At 74.6% G+C, this 22,132-nt stretch carries 20 protein-coding genes and 1 pseudogene; 16 read left to right on the top strand and 5 right to left on the bottom strand.

Annotation, left to right across the window (positions count from 1 at the left end; translation table 11 throughout):
- Positions 1-44 precede the first annotated feature (44 nt).
- On the bottom strand, positions 45-362 hold the full coding sequence (locus QMQ26_RS18020; protein ID WP_100837242.1) for a hypothetical protein: 318 nt from the start codon (positions 360-362) through the stop codon (positions 45-47).
- Between the two features lie 235 nt (positions 363-597).
- Here QMQ26_RS18020 and rpsF point away from each other — a divergent pair, with 235 nt between their 5' ends.
- From rpsF to rplI, 4 genes are all read left to right on the top strand, one after another.
- A complete protein-coding gene (rpsF, locus tag QMQ26_RS18015) occupies positions 598-888 on the top strand; it encodes a 30S ribosomal protein S6 (RefSeq protein ID WP_030457607.1) in 291 nt (96 codons plus the stop codon).
- A gap of 101 nt (positions 889-989) precedes the next feature.
- The gene (locus QMQ26_RS18010) at positions 990-1,592 is read left to right on the top strand and encodes a single-stranded DNA-binding protein (protein WP_282206355.1); all 603 of its coding nucleotides are present in this window, start codon (positions 990-992) and stop codon (positions 1,590-1,592) included.
- Positions 1,593-1,658: 66 nt separating this feature from the next.
- Entirely contained in the window at positions 1,659-1,895 is a 237-nt protein-coding gene (rpsR, locus tag QMQ26_RS18005) for a 30S ribosomal protein S18 (protein WP_033214207.1), read from the top strand.
- 17 nt (positions 1,896-1,912) lie between these two features.
- Entirely contained in the window at positions 1,913-2,359 is a 447-nt protein-coding gene (gene rplI, locus QMQ26_RS18000) for a 50S ribosomal protein L9 (protein ID WP_100837244.1), read from the top strand.
- Positions 2,360-2,496: 137 nt separating this feature from the next.
- Here rplI and QMQ26_RS17995 read toward each other — a convergent pair whose 3' ends face one another.
- Positions 2,497-3,846: an MATE family efflux transporter gene (locus QMQ26_RS17995; RefSeq protein ID WP_282206354.1), complete on the bottom strand. Its 1,350-nt coding sequence runs from the start codon at positions 3,844-3,846 to the stop codon at positions 2,497-2,499.
- Positions 3,847-4,383: 537 nt separating this feature from the next.
- Here QMQ26_RS17995 and dnaB point away from each other — a divergent pair.
- Together dnaB and QMQ26_RS17985 are read left to right on the top strand one after the other, a co-directional pair.
- Positions 4,384-5,931 (top strand): replicative DNA helicase, encoded by a 1,548-nt coding sequence (dnaB, locus tag QMQ26_RS17990; RefSeq protein ID WP_404814186.1) that lies wholly within the window; start codon positions 4,384-4,386, stop codon positions 5,929-5,931.
- Positions 5,932-6,191: 260 nt separating this feature from the next.
- Positions 6,192-7,727 (top strand): hypothetical protein, encoded by a 1,536-nt coding sequence (locus QMQ26_RS17985; protein WP_100837246.1) that lies wholly within the window; start codon positions 6,192-6,194, stop codon positions 7,725-7,727.
- Between the two features lie 55 nt (positions 7,728-7,782).
- Here QMQ26_RS17985 and QMQ26_RS17980 read toward each other — a convergent pair whose 3' ends face one another.
- Positions 7,783-8,994, bottom strand: coding sequence for a GNAT family N-acetyltransferase (locus QMQ26_RS17980; protein WP_282206553.1), 1,212 nt, complete (start codon positions 8,992-8,994; stop codon positions 7,783-7,785).
- A gap of 105 nt (positions 8,995-9,099) precedes the next feature.
- Here QMQ26_RS17980 and QMQ26_RS17975 point away from each other — a divergent pair, with 105 nt between their 5' ends.
- Positions 9,100-9,651: an HD domain-containing protein gene (locus QMQ26_RS17975; protein WP_100837247.1), complete on the top strand. Its 552-nt coding sequence runs from the start codon at positions 9,100-9,102 to the stop codon at positions 9,649-9,651.
- 73 nt (positions 9,652-9,724) lie between these two features.
- Here the strand turns inward: QMQ26_RS17975 and manA are convergent, their stop codons facing one another.
- Complete coding sequence (gene manA / locus QMQ26_RS17970; protein WP_282206352.1) at positions 9,725-10,918, bottom strand: mannose-6-phosphate isomerase, class I; 1,194 nt, start codon at positions 10,916-10,918, stop codon at positions 9,725-9,727.
- 197 nt (positions 10,919-11,115) lie between these two features.
- Between manA and QMQ26_RS17965 the strand changes: the two genes are divergently transcribed.
- The 4 genes and pseudogenes from QMQ26_RS17965 to QMQ26_RS17950 all read left to right on the top strand — a co-directional run bounded on the left by QMQ26_RS17965 (position 11,116) and on the right by QMQ26_RS17950 (position 14,629).
- A complete protein-coding gene (locus tag QMQ26_RS17965; protein ID WP_282206351.1) occupies positions 11,116-12,039 on the top strand; it encodes an MBL fold metallo-hydrolase in 924 nt (307 codons plus the stop codon).
- Between the two features lie 66 nt (positions 12,040-12,105).
- A pseudogene (gene mobA, locus QMQ26_RS17960) lies at positions 12,106-12,696 on the top strand (molybdenum cofactor guanylyltransferase); the annotation flags it as partial.
- A gap of 365 nt (positions 12,697-13,061) precedes the next feature.
- Positions 13,062-13,388, top strand: coding sequence for a DUF6457 domain-containing protein (locus tag QMQ26_RS17955; protein ID WP_318552252.1), 327 nt, complete (start codon positions 13,062-13,064; stop codon positions 13,386-13,388).
- Complete coding sequence (locus QMQ26_RS17950) at positions 13,385-14,629, top strand: molybdopterin molybdotransferase MoeA (RefSeq protein WP_282206350.1); 1,245 nt, start codon at positions 13,385-13,387, stop codon at positions 14,627-14,629. The genes QMQ26_RS17955 and QMQ26_RS17950 overlap by 4 nt, the downstream gene beginning before the upstream one ends.
- 82 nt (positions 14,630-14,711) lie before the next feature.
- Here the strand turns inward: QMQ26_RS17950 and QMQ26_RS17945 are convergent, their stop codons facing one another.
- Complete coding sequence (locus QMQ26_RS17945) at positions 14,712-15,770, bottom strand: potassium channel family protein (protein WP_404814185.1); 1,059 nt, start codon at positions 15,768-15,770, stop codon at positions 14,712-14,714.
- A 200-nt stretch (positions 15,771-15,970) separates the two neighbouring features.
- Here QMQ26_RS17945 and QMQ26_RS17940 point away from each other — a divergent pair, with 200 nt between their 5' ends.
- The 5 genes from QMQ26_RS17940 to QMQ26_RS17920 all read left to right on the top strand — a co-directional run bounded on the left by QMQ26_RS17940 (position 15,971) and on the right by QMQ26_RS17920 (position 22,132).
- Positions 15,971-16,954 carry an NAD(P)H-quinone oxidoreductase gene (locus QMQ26_RS17940; RefSeq protein ID WP_282206348.1) on the top strand — a complete coding sequence of 328 codons (984 nt, stop codon included), beginning with the start codon at positions 15,971-15,973 and terminating at the stop codon, positions 16,952-16,954.
- 103 nt (positions 16,955-17,057) lie between these two features.
- Positions 17,058-18,113, top strand: coding sequence for a hypothetical protein (locus QMQ26_RS17935; protein ID WP_282206347.1), 1,056 nt, complete (start codon positions 17,058-17,060; stop codon positions 18,111-18,113).
- Between the two features lie 91 nt (positions 18,114-18,204).
- A complete protein-coding gene (locus QMQ26_RS17930; protein ID WP_100837252.1) occupies positions 18,205-18,825 on the top strand; it encodes a bacterial proteasome activator family protein in 621 nt (206 codons plus the stop codon).
- A 103-nt stretch (positions 18,826-18,928) separates the two neighbouring features.
- Positions 18,929-20,251 (top strand): protein kinase domain-containing protein, encoded by a 1,323-nt coding sequence (locus QMQ26_RS17925; protein ID WP_404814141.1) that lies wholly within the window; start codon positions 18,929-18,931, stop codon positions 20,249-20,251.
- 180 nt (positions 20,252-20,431) lie between these two features.
- Positions 20,432-22,132, top strand: coding sequence for a protein kinase domain-containing protein (locus QMQ26_RS17920; protein ID WP_282206346.1), 1,701 nt, complete (start codon positions 20,432-20,434; stop codon positions 22,130-22,132).

The raw sequence follows: 22,132 nt of genomic DNA, 5'->3' as shown, positions 1-22,132 counted from the left end.
CAGTGGGGGGAGGCGGACTCAGCCCGCCCCGCGCCGGGGGGAGGTCACCACACGCCCCCGAACAGGCCGCCGTGCGCCACGCCGAGGAAGAGGCCGAACGCCGCCGCGCCGGTGCCGATGACGACCGCGAAGCGCTCGGCGGTGGTCACCGAGAGGAACAGCCCGGCCAGTCCGGTGAGCACCCCGAACAGGCCGGTCCACGAGGTCAGGAGGTGCAGGTGGTGGAAGAACGAGGTGACGAAGGCGATCACCCCGAGCAGGACGGTCACACCGACCAGGGCGTTCTCCCGCGGGTGCGGGTGTCCGTCGGTGTTGAGGGTGAACTGCGACCGGTGCTGCGGCCTGGGGACGGCCTGTGCCATGGGACCCACCTCCCGGGAGAGGAACGTTCGTTCTGTCCAGATTGCGGCCGATGTGACCGAAGTGACAACCGCTGCGGCCAACTGTTTTGTCCGCCGGTCGGCTGACCCGGTAGGCTGGCCCCTCTGCACTGGTGTAGGGGCGTGTTCGCATGCCCGGACCCACCGGTGCCGACGCGCACAACCCTCCTGCCACGGAAATGCCGTGGCCGTTGAGTCCAAAGGAGGTGGGTTACACATGCGTCACTACGAGGTGATGGTCATCCTCGACCCCTCGGTCGAGGAACGCGCTGTCTCCCCCCTGATCGAGAGCTTCCTCAACGTCGTCCGCACCAGCGGCGGCAAGGTGGAGAAGGTCGACACCTGGGGCCGGCGTCGCCTGGCGTACGAGATCAACAAGCAGTCCGAGGGCATCTACTCGGTCATCGACCTCAAGGCCACGCCCGAGGTCGTCAAGGAGCTCGACCGCCAGTTCAGCCTGAGCGAGTCGGTTCTGCGGACCAAGGTCCTGCGCCCGGACACCCACTGAGCCCACTTCCGGCGTCCGCGCCGGAGGGCTCACGTCCGGTGTTCCACGTGGAACACCGCTGACGAGCACCGCAGAACTCCTTTCCGAGAGGTCATCACCACATGGCAGGCGAGACCGTCATCACCCTCGTCGGCAACCTCGTCGACGACCCCGAGCTGCGCTTCACCCCGTCGGGTGCCGCGGTGGCCAAGTTCCGCATCGCGTCCACCCCGCGCACCTTCGACCGCCAGACCAACGAGTGGAAGGACGGCGAGAGCCTCTTCCTCACGTGCAACGTCTGGCGTCAGCCGGCGGAGAACGTGGCCGAGTCGCTGCAGCGCGGCATGCGCGTGATCGTGCAGGGCCGACTGCGCCAGCGGTCTTACGAGACCAAGGAAGGCGAGAAGCGGACGGTCTTCGAGGTCGAGGTCGATGAGGTCGGCCCGAGCCTGCGCTCGGCGACCGCCAAGGTCACCCGCGCCAACCGGACCGGCGGTCCGGGCGGCGGTGGTGGCGGCGGCTTCGGCGGCGGCGGCCAGCAGGGTGGCGGCGGCTTCGGCGGCGGCAACCAGGGCGGCGGCAGCTGGGGCGGAAACCCCGGCGGCGGCAGCCAGGGCGGCCCGTCCGACGACCCGTGGGCGTCCAGCGCCCCCGCGTCCAACCAGGGCGGCGGCGGCTGGGGTGGAAACTCCGGCGGCGGCTACTCGGAAGAACCCCCGTTCTAAGCGGTGCTTGGCGGGCCCCCGCGGGTCCGCCAACGCTGACAGATCTCGTACTTAACGGAGCACACAATGGCGAAGCCGCCTGCTCGCAAGCCGAAGAAGAAGGTTTGCGTCTTCTGCAAGGACAAGGCCACGTACGTGGACTACAAGGACACGAACCTGCTGCGGAAGTTCATTTCCGACCGCGGCAAGATCCGTGCCCGCCGGGTCACCGGCAACTGCACCCAGCACCAGCGTGACGTCGCCACGGCCGTGAAGAACAGCCGTGAGATGGCCCTGCTGCCCTACACCTCCACCGCGCGCTAAGAGAGGGTGACCGAAGAATGAAGATCATCCTCACTCACGAGGTCCCCGGCCTCGGCAGCGCCGGCGAGATCGTCGAGGTCAAGGACGGCTACGCCCGTAACTTCCTGGTCCCGCGCGGCTTCGCCATCCGCTGGACCAAGGGCGGTCAGAAGGACGTCGACGCCATCCGTCGCGCCCGGAAGATCCACGCCATCCAGACCCTCGAGGCCGCCAACGAGGTCAAGGCCAAGCTCGAGGGCCTGCAGGTCAAGCTGGCCGTTCGCTCCGGCGAGGCCGGCCGCCTGTTCGGCTCCGTGACCCAGGCCGACGTCGTGGAGGCCATCAAGGCCGCCAGCGGCCCGGCCGTGGACAAGCGCGCCGTCGCGATCGCCTCGCCGATCAAGACCGTGGGCACCCACAAGGTCTCGGTCAAGCTGCACGGTGACGTCCAGGCCAACCTCGACGTCAACGTCGTCGCCGCCTGAACGCAGTCGTAGCGGTGCCGTAGCGCCCGTGCCGCAGGGCACGCCGCGAGGCACCCGGAGGGCCGGACCCCGTTCCACGGGGTCCGGCCCTCCGGCCGTTCCGGGGCCGTTGCCGGGCCAGGTTCCCGGCGCCGTCCTCAGGCCCGGACCGCGCCGGTGACCATCCAGCGGCCGGTGCGCACCCGGCCGGCCAGGAACGCGGCCCGGCTCAGCATGAACAGGTTCATCGCCCACCACAGCCCGGCCAGCCCCAGGCCCAGCGCCGGGACGGCCAGCGCCGCCGGGACGAACAGCAGCAGGGTGGCCAGCATCGCCCACGCCAGGTAGCGGCCGTCGCCCGCGCCCATCAGCACCCCGTCCAGGACGAACACCAGCCCGCCCACCGGCTGGGTCAGCGCGGCCAGCAGCAGCGCGGTGGACAGCTGCCCCCGCACGGCCGGGTCGGAGCTGAACAGCGGGACGTACAGCGGGCGGCCCAGCACCATCAGCAGCCCGAACAGCACGCCCGCGCCGAGGCCCCACTCGACCATCCGCCGGGTGGCGGCCCGGGTGCCCGGCAGGTCGCCGGCGCCCAGGTAGCGGCCGATGATCGCCTGCCCGGCGATCGCCACCGCGTCCAGGGCGAAGGCCACGAAGGACCAGACGGTCATGGTGATCTGGTGGGCGGCCACCTCGGCGTCGCCCAGGTGCGCGGCCACCGCGGTGGCCAGCACCAGCACCGCGCGCAGGCTCAGGGTGCGCACCAGCAGCGGGCCGCCCGCCCGGGCCGAGGCGCGGATGCCGGCGGCGTCCGGCCGCAGCGCCGCGCCCTCCCGGCGGGCGCCGCGGACCACCACCGCCACGTACACCGCGGCCATCGCGTTCTGCGCGATCACGGTGCCCCAGGCGGAGCCGGCCACCCCGAGGCCGGCGCCGTACACCAGGCCCAGGTTGAGCAGCAGGTTGGCGGTGAACCCGCCGATCGCCACCAGCAGCGGGGTGCGGGTGTCCTGGAAGCCGCGCAGCACGCCGGTGGCGGCCAGCACCAGCAGCATCGCGGGCACCCCGAGCGCGCTGATCCGCAGGTAGGTGACGGCGTGCGGTCCGGCGGTGGCGGAGGCGCCGAGCAGCCGGGCGGCCTGCGGGGCGAGCAGCAGGATGAGCACCACCAGGCCGGCCGAGAGGACCAGCGCCAGCCAGATCCCGTCGATGCCCTGCTGGACGGCGGCCCGCCGGTCGCCCGCCCCGATCCGGCGGGCCACCGCGGCGGTGGTGGCGTACGCGAGGAAGGCGAACACGCCGACGACGGTGGTGAGCGCGGCCGAGGCGACGCCCAGGCCGGCCAGCTGGGCGGTGCCGAGGTGGCCGACGATCGCCGAGTCGGCCATCAGGAACAGCGGTTCGGCGACCAGGGCGCCGAAGGCCGGGACGGCCAGGGCGAGGATCTCCCGGTCGTGGCGGCGACGGTCGGCGGCGGGTGGACGGGCGGTGGGCGGTCGGACGGGCATGGGCTCAGCCTACTCATCCACAGGTAATGGTTGTAGGTGTCCTGTGACACTTACTTTCCCTGTGGACGGACCCCGGCTCGAACGGTCTCTCGAACAGGCCCCCGGCTCGGACCCCGGCTGTGTGAAGAATTTCTCATGCACAGGCTGTGCGGAGAGTCACCGCAGGTCAGCGATGTCCCGCCAGGGTGATCGTGTGGTTATCCACAGTGGTGTCCACAGGGTTGTGCACAGCTTTGGCGGAGTTACCCACAGCCTGCGGACAGTTATCCACACCCCCTGTGGATAACCGCCTTTGAACAACCGCCCGACCCCCCGTACCGTGGCTCCGGACCAGACCCCGGTGGCCGCGCGACACCGCCCGCACACGGCCGGAACTGTCGGCTCGGTGGCGTAGGAAGGAACGCGCCCCACCGGACAGGCCCGCACCAACTCGCACCGCTCGCTGATCGGGGAACACGCGTGACCGGCCCCCAGTACGAAGACCACGACGCCCCGCCGCCGGAGGACGACTGGCAGCCGTCCGACGACGCCTTCCCGCTGGACGCCTTCCCCGACGTCCCGGGCGACCGCCTCCCGGTCTCCCGCCGCTCCGGCGCCCCGGCCGGCCGCGAGGGCTCCGGCGGCTCGGGCGGCTCCGGGGGCTCCGGCGGAGGGTCCCAGCGGCGGGACGGCGGCAAGGGCGGCGACCGCTTCCCGGCCAAGGGCGAGCGCCGCGACCGGGACGGCGACCGCGAGGGCGGCTTCGGCGGCGAGGGCTTCGAACGCGTCCCCCCGCAGGACCTGGCGGCCGAACAGTCCGTGCTCGGCGGCATGCTCCTCTCCAAGGACGCCATCGCGGACGTCGTCGAGGTGCTCAAGCCCGCCGACTACTACCGCCCCGCCCACGAACTCATCCACGGCGCGATCCTCGACCTCTACGCCCGCGGCGAGCCCGCCGACCCGATCACCGTGGCCGGCGAACTCACCAAGCGCGGCGAGCTCACCCGCGTCGGCGGCCCCTCCTACCTGCACACCCTGGTCAACTCCGTCCCCACCGCGGCCAACGCCGAGTACTACGCCGAGATCGTCCACGAACGCGCCGTCCTGCGCCGCCTGGTCGAGGCCGGCACCCGCATCGCCGGCATGGGCTACGCCGCCGAGGGCGACGTCGACGACATCGTCAACGCCGCCCAGGCCGAGATCTACGCCGTCACCGAACAGCGCACCAACGAGGACTACGCCCCCCTCGCCGACATCATGGAAGGCGCCCTCGACGAGATCGAGGCCATCGGCTCCCGCTCCGGCCAGATGTCCGGCGTCCCCACCGGCTTCGCCGACTTCGACCAGCTCACCAACGGCCTCCACCCCGGCCAGATGATCGTCATCGCGGCCCGCCCGGCCATGGGCAAGTCCACGCTCGCGCTGGACTTCGCGCGGGCCTGTTCGATCCACAACAACCTGCCGAGCGTGATCTTCTCGCTCGAAATGGGCCGCAACGAGATCGCCATGCGCCTGCTGTCGGCGGAGGCACGGGTGGCGCTGCACCACATGCGGTCGGGGAACATGACGGACGACGACTGGACGCGGGTGGCCCGGCGGATGCCCGAGGTGAGTGCGGCGCCGCTGTACATCGACGACTCGCCGAACCTGTCGATGATGGAGATCCGGGCCAAGTGCCGGCGGCTCAAGCAGCGCAACGACCTGCGGCTGGTGGTGATCGACTACCTGCAGCTGATGCAGTCCGGCGGGTCGCGACGGGCGGAGAGCCGGCAGCAGGAGGTCTCGGACATGTCCCGGAACCTGAAGCTGCTGGCGAAGGAGCTGGAGCTTCCGGTGATCGCGCTCTCCCAGCTGAACCGCGGCCCCGAGCAGCGCACCGACAAGAAGCCGATGGTCTCCGACCTGCGCGAGTCCGGCTCGATCGAGCAGGACGCCGACATGGTGATCCTGCTGCACCGCGAGGACGCGTACGAGAAGGAGTCGCCGCGGGCCGGTGAAGCCGACCTGATCGTGGCAAAGCACCGAAACGGCCCAACTGCGACCATTACCGTCGCTTTCCAGGGGCACTATTCCCGCTTTGTCGACATGACTCGCGATGTGACCTGACAGGCCGTCGAATTTTTTGTCCGCATACCGCCAAAGCCCGTGCGGGAACGGGAAAAAGGAGATTGTTCGAACAGGGTGGGATCTGTACGCTGAGCGAGCCTCTCATCGGATCTTCACTTTTCTTCTTCTTCGGGGTGTCGGTGTCTTATCGCCGTTTTCTCGCGGGTGCCGCTGCTGTTGCCGCCGGTCTCGCGTTCGTTCCGGGCCAGGCCGTTGCTGCCGACTCGGACTCTCCCGCTCGTTCCGCCAAGGCCGCCGGCGTGCACGCCGCGCCTCAGGCGCCCAAGCCCGACTTCCAGACCTTCGACGGGTCGGTCTCGGGCAGCAAGTCCGCCGCGCCGCAGGCGCGTGGCGCGCAGTCGCAGGCCGGTCCGCTGACCGCCGCGAACAACTCGCTGGGCGCCGCGCTGCACGCCGTGCAGTCGTCCGCCCACGGCATCGACCTGGACATCTCCGCCACCAGCGACAGCTGGCCGCTCACCGCCACCATCAACTGGGGCGACGGCAAGAGCAGCTCGGTGGCGGTCTACTCGGCCACCACGGTCACCCAGACGCACGTCTACGACAAGCTGGGCGCCTACGCCATCAGCGTCACGCTGACCGACGGCTCCGGCAACACCGCCAGCGGCAACCTCAGCCTCGCGACCGCGGGCAACTCGTACACCGCGTACGGCCCGACGCGTCTGCTGGACACCCGGGACGGCACCGGCGCTCCGCGCGCCAAGGTCCCGGCGTACGGCACCGCGAAGATCAAGATCGCGGGCAACGGCTCCATCCCGGCCGGGGTCACCGCGGTGGTGCTGAACGTCACCGTCACCAACCCCGGGACCGAGGGCCACGTCACGGTCTACGGGGACGGCGACGCCCGGCCGACCACGTCGAACCTCAACTACCTGCCGGGCCAGACCGTTCCGAACCTGGTGATCGCGCCGGTCGGGGCCAACGGCTACGTCGACCTGTACAACGGCGGCTGGGGCAGCGTCGACCTGATCGCCGACGTGACCGGGTACTTCACCCAGAGCCAGGCCTCCGGCTACACCCCGGTCGACCCGAAGCGCCTGCTGGACACCCGCAACAGCGGCAAGGTGGCCGCGTACGGCACCGTGCCGGTGACCATCCCGACCAACGCGCAGGTGCCGGACAACAAGTTCACCGCCGTGGCGCTGAACGTCACCGTCACCAACCCGGGCAGCGACGGCCACCTGACGGTGTACCCGAGCGGGCAGTCCCTCCCCACCGCCTCGAACGTCAACTTCACCGCCGGCCAGACCGTGGCCAACTCGGTGATCGTGCCGGTCGGCCCGGACGGCAGGATCCAGGTCCAGAACGGTGCCTGGAAGGCGTCGGACGTGATCGTGGACGTGGTCGGCTACTACACGGCGAACAGCCAGAGCGCGTACGTCCCGGTGGACCCCGACCGCCTGCTGGACACCCGTCAGTCGACTCCGCTCTACCCGTACAACGCGAGCTACGGCTACGACTACGCGCTGCTCGACCTCGGCTCCTGGGACCCGAACATCACCGGCTGGGCGCTGAACGCGACCGTCACCAACACCCACGGCGACGGCCACCTGTCGGTCGCGCAGGACCCGAACACCATCGCGGCCTACGAGGGCGGCTACTTCAACTGGCCGTCGGTGCCGAACTCCTCGTCCCTGAACTGGAAGGCCGGGCAGACCGTCCCGAACCTGGTGCAGGCGAGCGTCGGCAGCACCGGGCTGGTCGACTTCTGGAACGTCGCCTACTCGCAGACCGACCTGATCGTCGACATGTTCGGCTTCTACAGCAAGAACTGATCCCCGATCGGCCAGGAGCCCCCGCGGACCTCGTCCGCGGGGGCTCCGCCGCGTCTCAGAACCAGTGCAGGCAGTGCGGTGCGCGGTCGGCGCGGAACAGGGCGTCGGCGCGGGCGGCGGCTTCGGGGTGGTGGGGGCGGAGGTGGCCGGCCCGGGCGAGGGTGCTGGGGGCGGTGCCGCCGAGCAGGATCGAGCCGAGGTCGCTGATGTCGAGCGAGAGGTCGGGGGCGCGGTCGGTGGGGACGCAGGTGGCCTCGCCGTCGCGGACGGTCAGCAGGTGGCGGTGGTGCTCGCCGAGGAACGGGTCGTCGACGTCGAGGACGAGCGTGCCGTCGGTGCTCCAGCCGCGGGCGGTGAGCGCGCCTGGCACGTCCAGCACCCGGGCCCAGAGCCAGTCGGTGTGCTTGCCGGGCTGGCCGGCGCCGTAGTCGGCGAGCAGCCAGGGCAGCGGGTGGTCGGGCGGGACGTGCTGGAACACCACCTGCTCGACCAGGTCGTGGCCGAGCAGGTAGCGGGCCAGCGCGGCGTACGCGGCGTCGGTGGCGGCGACGGTCTCGTCGGCCACCAGGGAGCGGCCCTCCTCGACGCGGTAGCTGGCGTACCCGTCGGGCCGGCCGGCGGCGTCCCGGTGCAGGGCGACGTAGCGGGGCTTGCGGGCGACCGGGGGCTGGCCCGCGCCGCGCTCCCACCAGCGGTGCGGGCGGGAGACCGAGCCGGGGCGCAGCCGCCGGTAGTCGTCGTAGACCTGCTCCAGCAGCGGCACCGCCCTGTCGCGGTGCAGCAGTTCGACCGCCCCGGCCCCGGCGGCCCCGGCCCGGGCGGGGGCGAGTGCGGCGCGCTGCCGGGGGACGGTGTAGCGCTGGGTGTAGGTGGCGGGCCCGTAGCCGAAGCGGCGGTAGATCAGCGACTCGGAGGCGAGCAGCACGGCCAGCACCTCGCCGCGTCCGCGCAGTTCGGCGAGTTGGCGGCGCATCATCGCGGTGAGCACGCCCCGCCGCCGGTGCGAGGGCAGCACGCCGACGGCCGTCACCCCGGAGATCGGGACGATCCGCCCGCCGGGGAGGGTGAGTTCGAAGGTGTACGCCCCGGCGGTGCCGATCGGCCGGCCGTCCGCGTCGTGGGCGAGCAGGCCGCGCTCCGGTTCGAACGCCGACCACCAGACGCCGCCGCCGTCCCCGTCGGGCGGGTCGACGAACATCCCGAACGCGGCGTGCATGGTCTCGACGAAGAGATCGAGGTCCTGCTCGGTGGTGGGCCGGATGTCGATCAATGCCGCCGCCTTCCGCGGTCGCCGTCGCCTGTCCGGGCCAGTGCAGCCCGCTCGCCCGTCCACGGTCAAGGGATTAAACGGGGTCGGGTAGGGTCGCCCGCCATGGACGATGACCTGGAACTGCTGCCGCTGCCGGACCGGGCGGCCGAGCTGCTGGCCGGGGCGGGGGCGCCGCCGCGGCTGGTGGCGCACCTGCGGCTGGTGCACGACGTGGCGGCGCGGCTGGCGGACTGGGCGGCGGAGCGCTGCCCGGAGCTGGCGGTGGACCGGGAGGCGGTGCTGTTCGGGGCGGCCACCCACGACATCGGGAAGGCGGTGCACCGCTCGGAGCTGTCCGGCCCGGGTTCGGCGCACGAGCCGGCCGGGCGGGAGCTGCTGCTGGCGGCGGGGGTGGCCCCGGAGCTGGCCCGGTTCGCGGCCGGGCACGCCGACTGGGGCCCGTCCTCCACGGCCGAGGACCTGCTGGTCTGCGTGGCCGACAAGGTGTGGAAGGACAAGCGGGTCCCGGAGCTGGAGGACCTGCTGGTCGACGCCCTGGCGCGGGCGGGCGGCGGGGAGCGCTGGACGTGGTTCCTGGCCCTGGACGAGCTGCTCACCGCGATCGGCGCGGACGCCGGGGCGCGGCTGGCGTACCAGGGGCGTTTCCCGGTCTGAGCCGGTGCTGCTCCCGGTCCGGTTCCGGTCCGGGGCTGGGCCGGTCCCGGGCCCGATCCCGGCCCGGGCCGCGCTAGTCGAGCGTGACGGTGCTGCGGAAGACGGTCGCGCCGGGGCCGGTGAGCAGCGTCGCGGCGCCGTCGGCCGGCAGGAACGCGGACTCGCCCCGGTGGAGCGTCAACGTCCGTCCGCCCGAGGCAAGTTCGGCTGTTCCTGCGGTGCAGAGCAGGATCTGCGGGGCGTCGCCGGGCAGGGTGGCGGGGCGGTCGGTGAGTTCGTAGCGGGAGAGCCGGAACTCGTCGATCGGCACCGGGTAGTGCCGTTCGCCGTCCGGGCCGGGCGCGGGGCGCAGGATCTCCGGGCGGCCGCCGCGGAAGTCGACCACCCTGAGCAGTTCGGGGACGTCCACGTGCTTGGGGGTGAAGCCGCAGCGCAGCACGTTGTCGGAATTGGCCATGATCTCGACGCCGGTGCCGCGCAGGTAGGCGTGCGGCAGCCCGGCACCGAGGTAGAGCGCCTCGCCGGGCTGGAGCCGGACGTGGTTGAGCAGCAGGGCGGCGACCAGCCCGGGGTCGCCGGGGTGCTCGGCGGCGGCGAAGGCGTACCCGGCCAGCTCGCCGGTCGGGTCGGCGGGGGCGGCGGCGGTGACCGCGCGGGCGACGGCGGCCACGGTCTCCCGGCCCGCGGCGCCGGTCAGGCCGAGCGCCCCGGCGAGTGCCCCGGCGAGCGCCTCCGGTTCGGGCTCGGTGCGCAGCAGGTCGATCAGCGGGGCCAGCCCGGGGACGTCGAGCGAGGCCATCAGGGCGGCTGCGTCGGCGGGGGTGCGGAAGCCGCACAGGCCCTCGAACTCGTCGAGCGCGCAGATCAGTTCGGGCTTGTGGTTGTCGTCCTTGTAGTTCCGCTCCGGGGCGTCCAGCGGGATGCCGCGGGCCTCCTCCTCGGCGTACCCGGCCCGGGCCTGCGCCCTGGTCGGGTGGGCCTGGATGGAGAGCGGCAGGGCGGCGGCGAGCACCTTGAACAGGAACGGCAGCGTCGGCCCGAACCGCTCGACGGAGGCGGCGCCCAGTTCGCCGACCGGGTCGGCGGCGATCAGCCGGTCCAGCGGGACGGGGCCGTCGCCGCGGTCGACCAGGGACGGCGCGCCGGGGTGGGCGCCCATCCACAGCTCGGCCTGGGGCGCACCGGTGGCGGGCCGTCCGAGCAGCTCGGGGACGGCGGTGGTCGAACCCCAGGCGTAGTCGCGGACGGTGTTGTCGAGCCGGTCCATCAGTGCTCCCGGAATGGTGTGTGCGCGAGGTGCCCGGTGGCCGGGGACCAACGACAATAGTCGACGCCCGCGGCGGGCCGGGGGTTGCGGTGATCACCCTCCTGGGCGCGCCCACCCGGCGGCGCGGGGGCCTTCCGGCCAGGCTGGACGGGACGGGCCGGCCCGCGCCCGCCGCCGCACCGACCAGGGGAGCAGCCGTGACCGCGTCACCGTCCGACGAGAGCGCCCCCGGCCACCGGATGGACGCCGCACCGGCCGTCCGCCCGTTGGAGGTCGAGGTCTTCACCGGCCCGGAGAGCGCGTTCTTCGCCACCTCCAGCCTGATCATGGGCGAGCGCACGGCGATCCTGGTCGACGCCCAGCTGACCCGCAGCGCCGGGCGCGAGCTGGCCGAGTGGATCGCCGGCAAGGGGCGCGAGCTGCTGGCGATCGTGGTCAGCCACCAGCACCCCGACCACTACTTCGGCGCGGAGGAGGTGCTGCGGCTGTTCCCGGCCGCGCAGCTGCTGGCCGCGCCCTCGGTGGTGGAGGGCATCGGGCGGACCGCGGCGGCGAAGGTCGCGCAGTGGAAGCCGGTGTACGGCGACGACGTCCCGGACCAGCCGCTGCTGCCCGCGCCGCTGCTGCCGCGCCCGCTGATGATCGACGGCCAGCTGATCCGGGTCCTGCAGCTGGGCCAGGGCGACAGCGCGGGCTCCACCATCACCCACCTGCCGAGCATCCGCACCGTGGTCGCGGGCGACTTCGTCTACAACGGCACCCACGTCTGGACGGCCGACACCGACCCGGACGCCCGCGACCAGTGGTCGCAGAACCTGGTCCGGATCGCCGACCTCGGCGTGGACCGGGTGATCGCCGGGCACCGCGCCCCCGGCATGGACGACGCCGCGCACCGGGTGCTCGCCTTCACCGCCGGCTACCTGCGCGACTTCGACGAGGCGCTGCACGACCACCCCGAGGACGCGGAGGCGCTGGCCGCCGCGGTGAACGAGCGCTACGGCGGCCTGACCCTGCCGGCCATCCTGGAGCACGGCGCGGCCGCGAACGTCGCGCGGCGGGAGGTCCCGCACGAGGACAACGGGATCGTGGACGCGGAGATCGTCGACGGCGACGACCAGTGATCCCGCGGGGGCGGCGCCGGGGGAGCGGCCCCGGGGGAGCGGCGGCCGGGGAGTGATACTGCGGGGGTGACGCGGAACGGGTACGACGCGGTGGTGGCGGCCGGCGGGGCGGGGCGACGGCTCGGCGGGATCGACAAACCCGCCCTGACGGTCGGCGGGCGCCCGCTGCTGGACCGGGTGCTGGCGGCCTGCGCGGACGCCCGCGGGGTCCTGGTGGTCGGCCCCGAGCGGCCCACCGAGCGGGCCGGGGTGCGCTGGCTGCGCGAGGACCCGCCGGGCGGCGGCCCGCTGGCGGCGGTGGCCGCCGCGCTGCCCGCGGTGACCGCGCCCCGGGTCCTGCTGCTCGCCGCCGACCTGCCGTTCCTGGACCGGCCGACGGTGGGGCGGCTGCTGGCCGCGCTCGACGGGGACGGCGGCCCGGACGGCGCCCTGCTGGTCGACGCCGACGGCCGCGACCAGCCGCTGGCCGCCGCCTACCGCACCAGCGCCCTGAGCGCGGCGCTCACCGCCCTCGGCGACCCGTCCGGCCGCCCGCTCCGCCACCTGCTCGCCCCGCTCCGCCTGACCCGCCTGCCCGACCCGGCGCACGCCTCCTTCGACTGCGACACCTGGCCGGAGCTGGCCGCGGCCCGCGACCGGGCGGGGCGGGAGACCGGGGAGTCCTGAGAAGGCGGGGGACGGGGCCCGCGCACGACGGGCGGGACCGGCGGCGGCCTCCTCGACCCTGCGGCACCCGGCCGGAGCCGCCTGCGGCCCGGGGCCGTCCGGGATGCGGGGTCGGGCGGCGGGAGAAGCGCGGAGCCGGGTCCGCCGGCGGGCTTCGGCGGGTTCGGGTTCGGGTCCGGTGGCGGGTGCGGGAAGGGTGGTCGGCCGGAGCCGCCTGCGGGCTGTGACCGTACGGGGTGCGGGGCCGGCTCCGGCGGAGTGCTCACGGCGGGTGGGGGCGGGGGGTGAGCGAAACGACGTGCGGCGCTCACCGGGGAAGCGGTCGGCGAGTGCCCGGATCGGGCAGCATGGGCGTCATGGAGCGCACATTGGACGAGTGGATGGCCGCGGCCGCTGCCGAGCTGGGCGTGGACCTGGCGGTGGACGTGCGCGGGCTGTTGGACATGACCCGGGTGGTCGCGCACGGGGTCGAGCGGCCGGCGGCGCCGCTCACCGCGTTCCTGGTCGGCTACGCGGCGGCCGAGGCCGGTGGCGGCGCGGCGGCGGTGGCCGAGGCGAACGCGAAGGCGGTGGCGCTGGCCGAGCGCTGGGCGGCTGCCGCTGACGACGCCGACGCCCCGGCGACCCCGGCGACCCCGGCTGCCCCGGCGACCCCGGCGGCCGACGGCGCGGACGGGCGATGAGCGGGCCGGCGGGGATGGGGACGGTGGACCCGGCCGGTGACGTCCGGTTGACCTCGGTGGCGGCCACCCTGCGCGGGTGTCCGTGGCGGGCGGCCCGGGACGCGGCGCGGGCGGCGGTGGCCCGGCCGCTGCCGGTGGAGCGGGTGGAGCTGGCCGCGGCGGCGGGGCGGACGCTGGCCGAGCCGCTGGCGGCGCTCACCGACCTGCCGGCCTTCGACACCTCGGCGATGGACGGCTGGGCGGTGGCCGGTCCGGGGCCGTGGCGGCTGTCCGGCCGGGTGCTGGCGGGGCAGCCGTGCGCGCCGCTGGCGGACGGCGCGGCGGTGGAGATCGCCACCGGTGCCCAGGTGCCGCCGGGCGCCACCGGGGTGCTCCGGCGCGAGCACGGCGTGCTCACCGAACGTCCGGACGGCACCGCCCAGTTGCGTGGCGAGGTGGTGCCCGGGCAGGACGTCCGGCCGCGCGGGCAGGAGTGCGGCCGGGGCGAGGAGCTGCTGCCCGCGGGGCTGCCGGTGACCCCGGCGGTGCTCGGGCTGGCCGCGGCGGCCGGGCACGACCGGCTGGCCGTGCACCGCCGTCCGACCGTCGAACTGCTGGTGCTGGGCGACGAGTTGCTGGTGGCGGGGCTGCCCGGCCCGGGCCGGGTGCGGGACGCGCTCGGTCCGCTGCTGCCGCCCTGGCTGGCCGGGGCGGGGGCCGAACTGCTCGGCAGCCGCCACGTCCGGGACGACTTCGGGCTGCTGCGGGACGCGATCCGGCACTCGCCCGCGGACCTGGTGCTCACCACCGGCGGCACCGCCGCCGGGCCGGTGGACTTCCTGCACGCCGCGCTGGAGGCCACCGGCGGGCACCCGCTGGTGGACGGGGTGGCGGTGCGGCCCGGGCACCCGATGCTGCTGGCGGCGCTGCCCGGCGGCCGTCACCTGGTGGGGCTGCCCGGCAACCCGCTGGCCGCGGTGGCGGGCACCGTCACGCTGGCCCTGCCGCTGCTGCACGCGCTGTCCGGCCGGACCGCGCCGGTCGCCGGTCCGGTCGAGCCGCTGGCCGCCGCGCTGCCCGGCCATCCCGTCGACACCCGGCTGCACCCGGTGCGCCGGACCGCCGCCGGGCTGGCCCCGCTGCCGCACGACGGCCCGGCGATGCTGCGCGGTCTGGCCCGGGCCGAGGCGCTGGCGGTCGTCCCGCCCGGCGGCCTGGCGGCGGGGGAGTACGCGGAGGTGCTGGCGCTGCCCGCGGCCTGAGCCCCGGAATCCGGCGGGCGGGCGGACGCGAGGAGGGGGCGGTGTTCCACGTGGAACACCGCCCCCTCCCGCACGCCCCGGGTCAGTGGGTGACCGGGGTGCCCTGCTTGATGACGATCAGGCGGTCGGTGAGCTGGAGCACCGCGGCCTCCGGCTCGGTGTAGTTGAGCACCCGGCGGCCACGGACCACCGCCACCACCAGGTCGTCCAGCTCGCGCGGGCTGCGTCCGGCCTCGGCCTTGGTGACCGGGCGCTCGGTGACGTCCAGGCCGTTGCCGTAGGTCAGCAGGTCCTCCATCACCGCGCCCGCGTTGGGGCTGAGCATCGACATGCCCAGCAGCCGGCCCGCCGAGCTGGAGGAGGTGACCACCACGTCCGCGCCGCTCTGCCGCAGCAGCGGGGCGTTCTCGTCCTCGCGGACGGCGGCGACCACGGTGGCGCCCTTGTTCAGCTGGCGGGCGGTCAGGGTGACCAGGGCGGCGGTGTCGTCGCGCTCGGGGGCGACCACCACCTGGGCGGCGCGCGGCAGTTCGGCCCGGATCAGGGTGGCGGCCCGGGTGGCGTCGCCGAGCACGCCGACCAGCCCGTCGTGGGTGGCCTGCTCGACGGCCTTGAGCTGCGGGTCGACCACCACGATGGACTCCTTCGGGACGCCCTGCCCCAGCAGGGTGTCCACGGCGCTGCGGCCCTTGGTGCCGTAGCCGATGACGACGGTGTGGTCCCGCACGGTGTGCCTCCAGCGTTCGATCCGCCACTGCAGGCGGGTGCGTTCGGTGAGCACTTCGAGAGTCGTGCCGACCAGGATGATCAGGAAGACCACGCGCAGCGGCGTGATCACGAGGATGTTCACCAGCCGCGCGCCGTCGCTCACCGGGGTGATGTCGCCGTACCCGGTGGTGGAGAGGGTGACGGTGGCGTAGTACGCCGAGTCGAGCAGGCTGACCGAGGTGTCCGCGTTGTCGTTGTAGCCCGCGTGGTCCGCGTACACGATCAGCGTGGTGGCCACCAGCACGCCCAGCGCCAGCAGCAGCCGGCGGGCGACCTGGAGCGTCGGCGGCCGGCCGGGCCGGGACGGGAGGGCGATCCGTCGGGTGGGGTCGGTGGCGTCGGTGCCCGCGTCCCGGAAGAGACTGCGCGTCAGGAAGGACGGTCGGGCACCCGGGTCCTGGGGCGGGGTGGTTTTCGGCACAGGGACAAGGATGGGGGGTCGGGCCGTCCCGGGGTGACGGCGGGGCCGGAGTGTCGCCACCCTGTCCGGTCCGCCCCCGGGGCCCTGACGGGCTGTCCGTTGACGGCGAGGGGGGCGGGGTGCGCGGGAGCGGGAGGCGTAGCGTGGCGGCCATGCGAGCCATCACGATTCCCGAGCCCGGCGGCCCCGAGCGGCTGGTCTGGGCCGAGGTACCCGATCCCGTCCCGGCGGCCGGCGAAGTGCTGGTCGAGGTCGCCGCCACCGCGGTCAACCGGGCCGACCTGCTACAGCGCCAGGGCTTCTACGATCCGCCGCCCGGCAGTTCCCCCTACCCCGGCCTGGAGTGCGCGGGCCGGATCGTCGAGGTCGGCCCCGGGGTGGCCGGCTGGGCGGTCGGCGACGAGGTGTGCGCCCTGCTCGCGGGCGGCGGCTACGCCCAGCGGGTGGCCGTCCCCTCGGGCCAACTGCTGCCCGTGCCGAAGGGATTGACGCCGCAGCAGGCGGCGGCGCTGCCCGAGGTGGCCTGCACGGTGTGGTCCAACGTGTTCCAGGTCGCCCACCTGCGCCCCGGCGAGACCGTCCTGCTGCACGGCGGCGCCAGCGGCATCGGCACCATGGCGATCCAGCTGGCCAAGGCGGTCGGCGCCCGGGTCGCGGTCACCGCGGGCAGCCCCGAGAAGCTGGCCCGCTGCGCCGAGCTCGGCGCGGACCTGCTGATCGACTACCACCGGCAGGACTTCACCGCGGAGCTGACCGCGCTCGGCGGGGCCGACGTGATCCTCGACATCATCGGCGCCAAGTACCTGGAGCGGAACATCGACGCCCTGGCGGTCAACGGCCGCCTGGTGGTGATCGGGCTGCAGGGCGGCGCCAAGGCCGAGGTCAACCTCTCCACCCTGCTGGCCAAGCGGGCCGCCCTGGTCGCCACCAACCTGCGCGGCCGCCCGCTCGGCGAGAAGGCCGCCATCGTCGCCGCCGTCCGCGAGCACGTCTGGCCGCTGGTCGAGGCGGGCGCGGTCCGCCCGGTGGTCGACCGGGTCCTGCCGATCACCGAGGCCGCCGAGGCCCACCGGGTGGTCGAGTCCGGCGCCCAGGTCGGCAAGGTGGTCCTGGAGGTGCCGGAGGCCACCGACTGACGGTCGACATGCCCGGATTGTCCGAGTATGTGAGTCTGGTCACAAGCTGTTCCGCCTCCGCCCGCACCCCGCTGCGGGCGGCCGTCGGGAGGACCTGCTTTCCATGCTCGCTCGCCACCGCCCCGCCTCCGCCGTTCCGGCCCGTGCCACCGCCTGCCCGCCCGCGCTGCGCCGCTGGGCGACGCTGACCGGGGTGGCGCTCCCGCTGCTGCTGGCCGCCCCGGCCCTGGCCGCCGACCCGGCGGCCGGGCCGCGGCAGCAGGCGCAGGCCCAGCTGGACGCGGCCCGGGAACAGGCCCGGGCGCAGCTGGACGCGGTGCGCGAGCAGGTGGCCGGGCTCGCGGCCGGGGCCGCGGCGCTACCGGTGAGCCCGGCGCCGGGCGGCGCGATATCCGGGCCGCCCGCACCGGCCCCCGTCCCCGGGACGGCCGCCCCGACCGCCGCCTCCACCCGCACCGCCACCGCCACCGTTCCGGCCGCGCCGGGCGTCCCCGCGGCTCCGGCCGTCCCGGTGGAACCGGCCGGACCGGCCGCGCCCGCCGCGCCGGTCGAGTCGGCGGAGCCGTCCCTAGCTGCCCCGGCCGCCCCGGCCGCCCCGGCCCCCTCGTCCGCCGCGCCGTCCACCGCACCGTCCGCCGTGCCCACGCCCTCGCCCACGGCGTCCCCCGGCCCCGCGGAGCAGCCCGAGCCCGCCGCTCCCTCCCCTTCCTCCCCGCCCGTGCCCGGGTACGGGCGGCACCAGCAGGCGGTGGTGCCGCCGCTCCCGCCGTCGCCGGAGCCCTCGGACGGCGGGACGGCGGAGGCGAGCGGGACGGCGACCGTGGCGGCCTCCCCGGTCCGGCCGGCGCCGCCGACCCGGCCGGGCGGGAGCGGCGCCGGACGGCAGGCGGCGCCCGCGCCGGAGGCGGCACCGCCCGGCCGGAGCGGCCCGGCCGCGGACCCGGCGGAGGACGAGGCGCTGCCGGACGAGGCGGGAACGGCCGACCCGGGGACGCCCTCGGAGGCCGCGGGCGGGGCGCTGGCCGCCGGGCCGGTGGTGCCGGCCGTGCCGCCGCTGCACTGGGACGACCCGTCCCTGCGGCTGCTCCCGCTGGGCGCCGGGCTGGGAATGATCGGCCTGGGTCTGGGTTTGATCGGGCTGAGGCTGCGTAGGCGCTAGGCCGACAGCGGTGAGACGGAGCGGACGGGGCGGGACGATCGGCGGTCCGGCTTCGTTGACCTCCGTAGCGGACGAAGCATATGAAGGAGCTATGACCAACCCGATGAACGAGCGGTCTCAGCAGGAGCCCTTCCTGGCGGCACAGGCGGCGAACGGGAGGCCGGAGGACAGTCCGAAGGTGCTGATCGTCGGGCCGGACGGGATGGCGGTGGGCACCGCGCCGGCCGGCGGGCTCGGACGGGGCGACGGGGACGACGAGCCGCGCGAGCTGCCGGTGACCGAGATGGTCGAGCAGCCGGCGAAGGTGATGCGGATCGGCAGCATGATCAAGCAGCTGCTGGAGGAGGTGCGGGCGGCGCCCCTCGACGAGGCGAGCCGGGCGCGGCTGAAGGACATCCACGCCAGCTCGATCAAGGAGCTGGAGCTGGGCCTGGCCCCGGAGCTGGTCGAGGAGTTGGAGCGGCTGTCGCTGCCGTTCGCCGACGACACGATCCCGACCGAGGCCGAACTGCGGATCGCCCAGGCGCAGTTGGTGGGCTGGCTGGAGGGCCTGTTCCACGGCATCCAGACCGCGCTGTTCGCCCAGCAGATGGCCGCGCGGGCGCAGTTGGAGCAGATGCGGCGGGCGCTGCCCCCGGGCCTGCAGGGCGCGGAGGGCGACCCGGAGGAGGGCGGCCCGGGCCGCGGGATTCGCTCCGGTCCGTACCTGTAGCCCTACCCACGGTGGCCTTGTCGGGGCCGCGCTTCGGCGCGGCCCCGAACCGCTACCCTGACCGGTGTCCGGAAGTACCGCGCGCCGAGGGGGAGCTGGGACCATGACTGAGGGCACCACCGAGGGGTACTCGCTCGGGCACGGCCGGTACGTGCTGCAGCGGATGCTCGGGCAGGGCGGCATGGCCTCCGTCCACCTGGCCCACGACACGGTGCTCGACCGTCAGGTCGCGGTGAAGACGCTGCACACCGAGCTGGGCCGGGAGGCCTCGTTCAAGGAGCGGTTCCGGCGCGAGGCGCAGGCGGTGGCCCGGCTCCAGCACACCAACATCGTCTCGGTGTTCGACTCCGGCGAGGACGTCGCGGCGGACGGGTCGACCACGCCGTACATCGTCATGGAGTTCGTCGAGGGCCGTTCGCTCAAGGACGTGCTGGACGAGCAGGTGACCACCCTCGGGGCGATGCCCAACGAGCAGGCGCTGAAGATCACCGCCGCGGTGCTGGCGGCGCTGGAGGCCTCGCACGACCAGGGGCTGGTGCACCGCGACATCAAGCCGGCCAACGTGATGGTGTCCGGCAAGGGCGTCGTCAAGGTGATGGACTTCGGCATCGCGCGCGCCCTGCAGTCCGGCGTCACCTCGATGACGCAGACCGGCATGGTGGTCGGCACCCCGCAGTACCTCTCGCCCGAGCAGGCGCTCGGCAAGAGCGTGGACGCCCGGTCCGACCTGTACTCGGTGGGCTGCATGCTGTTCGAACTGCTCAGCGGGCAGCTGCCGTTCGACGGCGACTCGGCCTTCTCGATCGCGTACAAGCACGTGCAGGAGACCCCGCCGGCGCCGTCCACGCTGAACCGGGCGGTCACCCCGGGGATCGACGCGCTGGTGGAGCGGGCGCTGCGCAAGGACCCGGCGCACCGGTTCCCGACCGCGGAGGCGATGCGCGAGGAGGTGGAGCGCATCCTGGCGGGGGAGCGGGGCGGCGGCAACACGCCGCTGCAGGCGTCCACCCCGCTGGTGATCGGCGAGGGGCCGCGCTCGGTGCACGCCGCGCCGTCGCTGACCAACTTCCCGCCGGTGCCCGGTCCGCAGGCCGGTCCACCGTCGGTGCAGCAGCCCTACCGGCCGGCGCCCGGGCCGCAGACCCCGCCGCCGTACGCGGTGCCCACCCCGCAGCCGTTCCCGCAGGCCGCGCAGACCCCGCCGCCGTTCCCGCAGCCGGCCTTCCAGCAGCCGTTCCCGCAGAGCACGCCGGGGCCCTTCCCGGCCCAGGCGCACACCCCGCCGCCGATGCCGTACCCGGCGGCGCCGGTCAACGAGCGCAACGGCTGCTCGACCGCCGCGGTCGTGATCTGCGTGATCGCCGGCGTGCTGATGCTGGCGTTCATCGTCCTGATGGTCGTGGTGGCCAGCGCCGGCAACTCCTGACGGCGTCGGGCGCAGTCGACCGACACGGTACTCGAACCGGGGTGCTGACGGGCTCGCGCCACCCGAAGCCACCCCCGCGTGCGCCGTCCCGTTCCACGCCGAAGGGCGCGAGACGGTAGCGTGCTGAAGAAGAACCGACAGGGCGAGCGCGCGCCGAGCGGGTGCCCGGGGCGAGGAGCGATGGGTCAGAGCGAACGACCGGACGACGACGGGGACCAGCGGCCGGAGGTGCCCGGGGCGGACGCCCGGGACGGGGACGCGGGCCGCCCGGACGAGGCCACCGGACCCACCGAGGTGTTCCCGACCGGCCCCCGAACTCCCGCACGCGGCAGCGCCGTTCCGTTCCCCACCGTCGGCGAGGGCCGCTACCGGCTGACCCGGCGGCTGGGCCGCGGCGGGATGGCCGAGGTGTTCGCCGCCCAGGACATCCGGCTGGGCCGCACCGTCGCCGTCAAGCTGCTGCGCTCGGAGCTCGCCGAGGACGACACCGCCCGGCTGCGCTTCACCCGCGAGGCGCACGCCGTCGCGGCGCTCAACCACCACTCGATCGTCGCGGTCTACGACACCGGCGAGGAGCAGCACGGCGGGGAGTCCACCCCGTACATCGTGATGGAGCTGGTCGAGGGCCGCACCGTGCGCGAGCTGCTGGTGGACGAGGAGGCGCCGCCGGTCGACCAGGCGCTGATCATCACCGCCGGGGTGCTGGAGGCGCTGGCCTACAGCCACCGGCACGGCATCGTGCACCGGGACATCAAGCCGGCCAACGTCATCATCACCACCACCGGCGCGGTCAAGGTGATGGACTTCGGCATCGCCCGGGCGCTGGCCGGCGGCGCCACCACCATGACGCAGACCGGCATGGTGATGGGCACCCCGCAGTACCTCTCGCCCGAGCAGGCCCTCGGCAAGTCCGTCGACCACCGCTCCGACCTGTACGCGGCCGGCTGCATGCTGTACGAACTGCTCACCCTGCGGCCGCCGTTCGTCGGCGAGACCCCGCTGTCGGTGGTCTACCAGCACGTCCAGGACGCGCCGGTGCCGCCGTCCCGGGCCAACGACCGGGTGCCGCCGCAGCTGGACGGGCTGGTGCTGCGGGCGCTGGAGAAGAACCCGGACGACCGGTTCCAGAGCGCCGACGAGTTCCGCGCCCACCTGCAGCACGCGCTGCGGCAGATGCACGGCGCGTCCGGCGCGGGCCACCCGGCCGCCGCGGCGGGGCCGGCCGCCGCCGGGGCCGGAGCCTGGGACGCCACCCCGCCGACCGGCTCCGCCTCGCTCACCGAGCCGATGAACCCGGTCGCCGGGACGGCCGCCACCGAGGCGCTGCCCTACCAGGTCACCTCGGCCTACCGGACGCCCGCGTCGCCCTACCCGGCGGCGGTCGGGGCCGGCGGGGGCGGCGGCAGCAGCCGGGAGGACGACGAGGAACCGGGGCGGCGGCGCAACCCGTGGGGCTGGGTGCTGGGCGCGGTCGCGCTGGTGCTCGCCGCCACCATCGGGGTCGCGCTGGCGCTGACCGCCAACGACGACCACCCGCAGGGCCCGCAGGACCAGCGGCCGACGGCGCCGGTGCAGAGCGCCAGCACCCACGCCACCGACCAGCCGAGCGAGCAGCCCACCACCCAGGCGCCCAGCCGCACCCCGAGCAGCAGCAGCCGGTCGGAGAGCACGACCCCCTCGTACTCGCCGTCCGCCTCGCCCTCGACCAGCCCGTCGGCGTCGCCCTCGGCCAGCCCGTCGCGCTCGTCGTCGGCGTCGCCCTCGGCCAGCGCGACCGGGACCAAGCCCAGCGAGTCGGCCAGCACCCCCGCCTCCAACTCGCCCAGCGCGAACCCGTCCAGCACCGGAGTGGCCGTCGGAGGGCTGCCACCCGTCCAGTAG

Origin of the sequence: Kitasatospora fiedleri (assembly GCF_948472415.1) — a bacterium.
Lineage (GTDB): Bacteria > Actinomycetota > Actinomycetes > Streptomycetales > Streptomycetaceae > Kitasatospora > Kitasatospora fiedleri.
This window is presented reverse-complemented; position numbering and strand designations above follow the sequence as displayed.